Source organism: Streptomyces sp. (assembly GCF_050698815.1).
Lineage (GTDB): Bacteria > Actinomycetota > Actinomycetes > Streptomycetales > Streptomycetaceae > Streptomyces.
In genome coordinates this window covers 1-6,991 of sequence record NZ_JBOHCV010000088.1, presented here as the reverse complement: position 1 = coordinate 6,991, position 6,991 = coordinate 1, and the positions used below count along the sequence as shown (strand labels likewise).

7 protein-coding genes are annotated in these 6,991 nt (G+C 69.4%); 3 read left to right on the top strand and 4 right to left on the bottom strand.

Going from position 1 to position 6,991, the window contains the following annotated elements; all coding sequences use genetic code 11:
* Both ACRDP3_RS03530 and ACRDP3_RS03525 read left to right on the top strand, forming a co-directional pair.
* Positions 1-532 (top strand): DUF933 domain-containing protein (locus ACRDP3_RS03530; protein ID WP_431515319.1); only part of this gene is annotated, 532 nt, incomplete at its 5' end.
* A 140-nt stretch (positions 533-672) separates the two neighbouring features.
* Complete coding sequence (locus tag ACRDP3_RS03525; RefSeq protein ID WP_431515318.1) at positions 673-1,266, top strand: RBBP9/YdeN family alpha/beta hydrolase; 594 nt, start codon at positions 673-675, stop codon at positions 1,264-1,266.
* Positions 1,267-1,344: 78 nt separating this feature from the next.
* Here ACRDP3_RS03525 and ACRDP3_RS03520 read toward each other — a convergent pair whose 3' ends face one another.
* From ACRDP3_RS03520 to ACRDP3_RS03505, 4 genes are all read right to left on the bottom strand, one after another.
* Positions 1,345-2,460: a PP2C family protein-serine/threonine phosphatase gene (locus tag ACRDP3_RS03520; RefSeq protein WP_431515317.1), complete on the bottom strand. Its 1,116-nt coding sequence runs from the start codon at positions 2,458-2,460 to the stop codon at positions 1,345-1,347.
* Positions 2,450-3,958, bottom strand: a complete 1,509-nt coding sequence (kaiC, locus tag ACRDP3_RS03515) for a circadian clock protein KaiC (RefSeq protein WP_431515316.1) — start codon at positions 3,956-3,958, stop codon at positions 2,450-2,452. The genes ACRDP3_RS03520 and kaiC overlap by 11 nt, the downstream gene beginning before the upstream one ends.
* Positions 3,924-4,265 (bottom strand): circadian clock KaiB family protein, encoded by a 342-nt coding sequence (locus tag ACRDP3_RS03510; protein ID WP_431515315.1) that lies wholly within the window; start codon positions 4,263-4,265, stop codon positions 3,924-3,926. The genes kaiC and ACRDP3_RS03510 overlap by 35 nt, the downstream gene beginning before the upstream one ends.
* Before the next feature lie 422 nt (positions 4,266-4,687).
* Positions 4,688-6,019, bottom strand: coding sequence for an erythromycin esterase family protein (locus ACRDP3_RS03505; protein WP_431515314.1), 1,332 nt, complete (start codon positions 6,017-6,019; stop codon positions 4,688-4,690).
* A 181-nt stretch (positions 6,020-6,200) separates the two neighbouring features.
* Here ACRDP3_RS03505 and ACRDP3_RS03500 point away from each other — a divergent pair, with 181 nt between their 5' ends.
* On the top strand, positions 6,201-6,941 hold the full coding sequence (locus ACRDP3_RS03500; RefSeq protein WP_431515313.1) for a VOC family protein: 741 nt from the start codon (positions 6,201-6,203) through the stop codon (positions 6,939-6,941).
* Positions 6,942-6,991 lie beyond the last annotated feature (50 nt).

Below are 6,991 nucleotides of genomic sequence, written 5' to 3'. Positions count from 1 at the left end.
CGAGGAGGCGGCACCCCTGCACGAGCTGCACCTGCTGACCACGAAGCCGTTCATCTACGTCTTCAACGTCGACGAGGAAGAGCTCACCGACGACGCCTTCAAGGCGGACCAGCGCGCACTGATCGCCCCCGCCGAGGCCGTCTTCCTCAACGCCAAGCTCGAGGCCGACCTCACCGAGCTGGACGACGACGAGGCACTGGAACTCCTGCAGACCGTCGGCCAGGACGAGCCGGGCCTGGCCACGCTCGCCCATGTCGGCTTCCGCACCCTCGGCCTGCAGACGTACCTCACTGCCGGTCCGAAGGAGTCCCGCGCCTGGACGATCAAGAAGGGCGCCACCGCCCCCGAGGCCGCGGGAGTGATCCACACGGACTTCCAGCGCGGCTTCATCAAGGCGGAGGTCATCTCCTTCGACGACCTGGTCGCCGCGGGCTCCGTCCCCGAGGCCCGCGCCAAGGGCAAGGCCCGCATGGAGGGCAAGGACTACGTGATGCGCGACGGCGACGTGGTGGAGTTCCGCTTCAACGTGTAGCGGGCGACTCAGCACGGCTTCGCTGACCTGGCAGACATGCAGCTCAGAGGGGGTCGGGTCCTTCGGGCCCGGCGCCCTTATCATGCCCGTGCCGGATGAATTCACGACGGAACCGGCAAGCGAATGGTTCAGGTGGTGCCATGAGTGTGCTGTTTGTCGATGGCTGGTTCGGTCCTGATGACGGGGACTGGCAGGAGCTTTGGGCCGACAGACTGTGCGACGCCGAGAGGCTGACACAGGACGACTGGGTACGGCCCGAGCGGCAGGCTTGGGTGGCCCGATTGGACCAGGCAATCGCTGAGTGTCCCCGGCCACCCGTGTTGATCGCGCACAGCCTGGGCTGCGTCACAGTGGCCCACTGGGTAGCCGACGGCGCAGGCCGTTCCATCAGAGCCGCCATGCTGGTGACGCCGGCCGACGTCGAGTACAACAGCGAGACCGAAATCCAGGGTTTCACCCCGATTCCCCGGCTGCCATTCCCCTTCCCGACGATGGTGGTCGCCAGCAGCAACGACCGCTGGATGGCGCCGGAACGCGCCCGGTCCTTTGCCGATTCCTGGTGTGCGCAGTTCGCCGATGCCGGCGACGTGGGACACCTGACGGTGAACGAGGGCTACGGACCCTGGCCACTCGGAGAAGAGCTGCTGGAGGAATTCCTCGCATCAACGATGAGCCAGACCCGAGAGGCTCCGCTGAAGTGCCGCAACGGCGCCAACGCCGCCGATATCGTCTGATCCAGCCCGGACGTGCTCCCGATGAGCCGGAGGGAGGGCGCGGACTCGGGCGGGACGGCTGGTCCCCTGGGGCGGCGGCTATTGCGGAGGGCTTCCGTTGTGGGGCCGGGCGGGCATGCGCAGGGCGAGGATGGCGATGTCGTCATGGCCGTCGCCGGGGTGCTGGTCGGCGAGGGTCTGGCACAGCTCGTCCAGCGGCAGGTGGGCGCTGCGGTCTGCGATCGCGACAAGAGAGGTCAGGCCGACGTCGATGGGCTGGTCGTGCCGTTCGACCAGCCCATCGGTGAAGAAGATCACCGTGGCGCCCTCGGGCAGGGAGTGGATGCTGTCGAAGCGGGGCCGGTCGGGATCGACGCCGAGCGGCAGGCCGGGCTCGGTGTTCAGGTACTCGGCCATGCCGTCGGTGGTGAGCAGCAGCGGCGGGAGGTGGCCTGCGCTGCTCCACAGCAGCTGCCAGCCGTGGCGGCGCGGCTCGATGCGGGCCACGCACGTGGTGGTGACCAGGTTCTCGTTGATCGCGCGCAGCGTCCGGTCGAGCGTGGTCAGCACCGAGCCTGGCGTGGCGGGCCGGTCGTACAGCAAGGCGCGCAGCATGCTGCGGATCTGGGCCATCGCGGCAGCGGCATTCAGGCTGTGCCCGGCGACGTCGCCGATCACGGCGCCGACAGCGTCGCCGGGCAGTGGGACCGCGTCATACCAGTCCCCGCCCAGCTGCTCGGCGACGGCGGCGGGCTGGTATACGGCGGCTGCCTCGAAAGGGGCCAGGTCCGGCAGCTTCGGCAGCAGCAGCCGCTGGAAGCGTTCGGCTTCCCGCTCGGCGTGCCATCGGCGCGTCACGTCCCGCAGCGAGACGACACGCAGCGGCTCGCCGTGCACGGTGGCCGCGGCGGTGCGCATTTCGACAACTCTGACGCCGCCCCCGGGCTGCATCAGCTCCACCTGTGTCGACTGGCCGGCGACGACCGGGAAGCCGAAAGGGGCGCGCAGGACCTCCCGGGCGGTGCGGCCGAAAAGCTCTGTCGCGGCCGGATTGCACAGCCGGACGATCCCCTGATCATCCACGGCGATGATCCCGTCAGCAGACGCGGAGACGACCAGGTCGCCGAGGTCGTCGCCGAGGTCGCCTCCGGGTCCGTCGGTCCCGGTACGCAGGTCGCCCCCCTCGCCCCGGCGCGAGGCCCGCTCAGAAGTCATCGCCGACGAAGCCAGGCCACGGCGGCGTGTCCACGCCGGCGAACGGGGCGCCGATGTGCATGCCGTCTGCGTCGATGGAGACCTGGCGCACGGTCTCGTCGTGGGCGGAGGCGCGGTTTTGCACGACGGCTACGGTGCGCTGGATCGTCCCGGCCGTCTGGAAGTACCGCAGTGCGATGGTGACGTCGGCGAGGCTGGCCACTTCGCGCGCGATCGAGGGTGTCTGCGCGGGTGTGAACCGGCTGGTGGGGGCCGAGGTGAACAGGGTGGTGATGCGGCGCTCGCGGACGACCGCGCCCAGCGCGATCACCAGGTCGAGCAGCGCCCGTGGCGTGCAGATGCGTTCCAGCGCGGACAGGGTGTCGATGACCAGGCGCTCGGGCTCGAAATCCATCACGGCCCGCCTGATCCGGATGAAGTAGTCCTCCAAGGAGGCCACCTCAGGGTAGTCACACACCACGCGCAGCAGGCCGCGTTCTTCCATGGCCTCCAGGTCGATTCCCCAGCCGGCGGTGTTGCGCTTCACCTGCTCGCGGGTCTCGTCGAATGAGAACCCCAAGCAGCGCTCCCCCGCTGCGACACCGGCCTCCAAGAACTTCAGACTGGTCAGCGTCTTGCCGGCCCCGGAGGGCCCGGACAGCAGGACGACCGCGTCCCGGTAGAACCCGCCGCCGCACATCTGATCCAGCTCGGGGACGCCGGAGGACACGCGGGTACTGGAGGCGGGTGCGGCCTGCATACCGAGGAAAGCGAGGGGGATGACAACGAACCCGTCGTGCGGGTCGATGGTGAACAGCCATTCCCCCGTGCGATGCGCGGAACCGCGGAACTTGACGATCTCGATGGTGCGGCGCCGCTGTTCCTGAGCCAGCACATTGCGCAGGATGATCACGTTGTCGACGACGAATTCCTCGACGTCATAACGGGACACGCCGTCGTACTCGCTGCGCCGCTCGGCTGTGATGACCGAGGTGACCCCGAGCGCTTTCAGTGCGTCAGCGATCCGGTGGATCTCCCGGCGGATGATCCCGATATCGACGAACTGGGCGAACACAGCCCCCAGCGAGTCCAGCACCACCCGGGTGGCGCCGACCCGGCGGACCGCGTGCTCGATGCGGGCCGTCAGCGCGCCGAAATCATAGGCGCCGATGACGGACGCTTCCTCACCCTGGCTGTCGCCGGCGTCGACGAACGCCCACTTGCGCTCCGCTTCCCACTGCTCGAGCGGAAAGCCCAGCGAGGCGAAGTTGCGGCGGATCGCCTCCGGCGCCTCCTCGAAAGTGACGAACACTCCCGGCTGGTCGTACTTCTCGATCCCGCGGGCGAGCCACTCCACGGCAAAGATCGTCTTACCGGTGCCGGTCGTGCCGGTGACCAGGGTCGGCCTGCCCGCCGGCAGCCCGCCGATCGCTACCTGGTCGAACCCGTTGATCCCGGTGGGAATCCGTTCGATCGAGTCCGCGTCAGTCACCGGCCACCTCCTCTTGGTGTCGGCCACCGTCCGCCTCCATCTCCTCCCGGACTTCCCGCGGCCCACCCGGCAGACCCAGCGCGTTCGCCACTCTCGGAGGGTCGGACAGGTCCCCGATCACCCGCAGCTGCGGCAGCGGCATAAGCCTGACGACAGTCGGCGTGGCCAGGATCCGCTGCTCCTCCGCCAGCCCGGGCTGCGCCACCACATCCACCACTTCCAACTCGTAGCCGCCCGGCAGCCGCGCCCCGGCCAGTGCACGCAGATTCGCCTCGGCAGCGCTGGACCGCTCCGACTGCCCAGCCACGTACAGGCGGAACGCGTAGCCCGCCATCACCTGTCCGCCCTCCCCGCTCGCTCGGAAAGCGAAGGTCCCCCTGCTCGGTGATCACACCCTGCGCTGCGGCCCCCGCCTCCCCGCTTTCCTGTGACGTCCATCCAGGCACCTGCCCTTTCCAGCCTGGGGAGCACCCGAGAGCTTCACCAGAAAGACACACCGCACAGCCCATACAGGAGGCAGGAGCGCCAGTACCCGCCGAGCCATCGACCCCCGAACCGGCGGGCTGCTCCGCCCTCACACCGTCACACGGCATACCACCGGGCGCGAGCAGGGAGCGGCCATGCCGGTACTGGCGGAGGCACTCGTGCCGCAGTCGGCGTTTCAAGCGGCTGGGCGCAGCGCTGTCGTCGGGATTTTGGCTGCCGGCAGCGAGGACGGCACCGCAACCAGCTCCCGATGGGCCGGAGGGAGGGCGTTCAGGGCAGGGGTGTGGCTGGAGAGACTTCCTGTCGGTGGACGATGAGGTCGAACCAGTCGGCGGGGGTGCTGCCGGTCATGGTGGACGACGGGCCGAGTGACGGGTCGCCGCGGGTGACCATGGATGCGTTGAGCCAGTCCCGGACCCGGGCGGGAACGTTCTTGCCGGGGGCGAGGAGGAACTGGCTGTGATCGACGCCGCCGAGCGGCGCTTCGAACCAGTCGTCCGCGGCCGGGGGCAGGTCGATGGGGTTGCCGGGTGTCGCGTCCATGCTGCCTCGGTCGAAGGTGTAGCCGATGGTGACGTATCGGTCCCGGTACCAGTCGTCCAGGTACGAGCCGACGCCGGCGAAGCGGACGTCGGGGGCGGACGGCGCCGTGATGGCGAGGTCGGGGGCGTCTGCGGTGTGCGCGGCGGCCGCCCAGTAGATCACTTTGTCGCCGCTGAACCGTTGCCACCACCTCAGGTTCTCCGCGGCGCGTGCATCGCGGTAGGCGTAGACCTCCTCCCGCGGCAGGGAGAACGCCGTGTACCAGGAGCGGATCTGCTTGGCGTGGTGCACGGCGACCGCGTAGCCGCGATCGCCGGGCCGGTGCCCGATCCCGGCCACCAGACGGTGCAGGCGACGGGCGCTACGCAGGTAGGGCTCCTGGTCGACGTTCATGTACCAATCAAGGTGGGCGCGCATGTCGTCGCCGGCAGGTTTGATCGGCTCCAGGAGCTCGCGAACCTCCGCGAGCCGGTGGGGTGCCTGCTGGGCGACGTATGCCTCTACGGCGTCGTAGGCCAGTGGGCGGGTGGTGAAGTACTCCACGCCCACGAACCGGACCCGGTTGTCGTGGGTGCTGTTGTAGCCGCGCAGCCAGGTGAGCAGATCGGCGACCTCCCGGGTGCGCCAGCTGCGGCTCATCTGGGCCACTAAGGCGTCCCGGTCGTCGCGACGTCCGTGGATGTAGTCGTTGATCTGGATGCCCAGGGTCCAGTCGTCCTCCCATGCCAGCGACCGGAACCCCCGCTCCTCGATCAGGTATTCCACTGCGCGCCGCTTCAGGGCAGTGACTTCGGTGAGCTTGTGCGCGGCTTCGCCGAGTCCGACGATTCGCGCCTCCCGGGTCGCGTGCCGCAGCCGGGCCAGGTCGGGGCCGGGCCGATCGAGGTCCCGGATCGGCACGGCCGCGCGCCCGGCCCACCGGACCACCGGATCGGTGTCTTCCGTCGCGGCGGCCGGCTGACCCCCGCCGAGGACGGCGGTGACGGCCGCAAGGGCGACCAGACCCGCCACCCCTCGCCTCCTGCCGGTGTGGACCGGGTGTCCGGTGGTTGAGCTCATGACGACTCCCCTTGTCGTTGGGCCTTCTCGGCTCCTGGCTGTCAGCGTGCCGAAGCGAGGCATGCGGGGGCATCCGCCCCACGGCGACATCGGGACTACGACCGAGGGCGTAGCCGTCGACTTCGCGCGTGATCCGGCAGTCCTGATCTGCCTCGGGATACAGGCGCATAGGATCGCCGGCATGCCACTGCGACCTGTTCAGGTGAACATCAAGGCTGTTGATGACTCGGCGGTCGGCCGGTTCTGGGCGGAGGCGCTCGGCTGGAGTGTTTCCAGCGAGGGATCCGGCGTGACCGCCGTTCAACCTGTCGGCTTCGATTGGCTGGACCCGGTCACCGTTTCCATCGACGTCGTCACCGTCCCGGAACCCAAGACCGCAGCGAAGAACCGTGTGCACCTCGATCTCGCCACCACCTCCGCGGCCCATCAGGCGGAGTTGGTCGCGCGCCTCCAGTCTCTCGGTGCGACGCCCGCCCACGTGGGCCAGGGCGAAGTGCCGTGGACGGTCCTCGCCGACCCGGAGGGCAACGAGTTCTGCGTGCTGGAGCCTCGGGAGATCTACCGGGACACCGGGCCGATCGCCGCGGTGGTGGTCGACTGTGCGGATCCGCGGGCCATGGCCCGGTTCTGGGGCGAGGCGATGGACTGGACCCTGCACGAGGTGACTGACGATCAGGCGGTGTTGCGCTCCGCCAAGGGTGCCGGCCCGTATCTCGAGTTCCTCCGCACGCCCGGCGTGATGACCGTGCCGGACCGCGTCCATCTCGACCTGCTGCCGTACCCCGGTGACGACAAGGCAGCGGAGGTGGCCCGGCTGCGGGCCCTCGGCGCCACCGACCTCGACATCGGCCAGGGCGACGTCCCGTGGACGTGCCTGGCCGACCCGGAGGGCCACGAGTTCTGCGTCCTCGCCCGCTCCTGACGCGGAGCCGACATGTCTGACGGCGCGGGCGATCTCCTGGTCAATGCCCA

Coding starts and splice junctions, on each gene's coding strand:
- ACRDP3_RS03525 (WP_431515318.1), top strand. CDS start 673: ATGAGTGTGCTGTTTGTCGATGGCTGGTTCGGTCCTGATGACGGGGAC.
- ACRDP3_RS03520 (WP_431515317.1), bottom strand. CDS start 2,460: ATGACTTCTGAGCGGGCCTCGCGCCGGGGCGAGGGGGGCGACCTGCGT.
- ACRDP3_RS03510 (WP_431515315.1), bottom strand. CDS start 4,265: ATGGCGGGCTACGCGTTCCGCCTGTACGTGGCTGGGCAGTCGGAGCGG.
- ACRDP3_RS03505 (WP_431515314.1), bottom strand. CDS start 6,019: ATGAGCTCAACCACCGGACACCCGGTCCACACCGGCAGGAGGCGAGGG.
- ACRDP3_RS03500 (WP_431515313.1), top strand. CDS start 6,201: ATGCCACTGCGACCTGTTCAGGTGAACATCAAGGCTGTTGATGACTCG.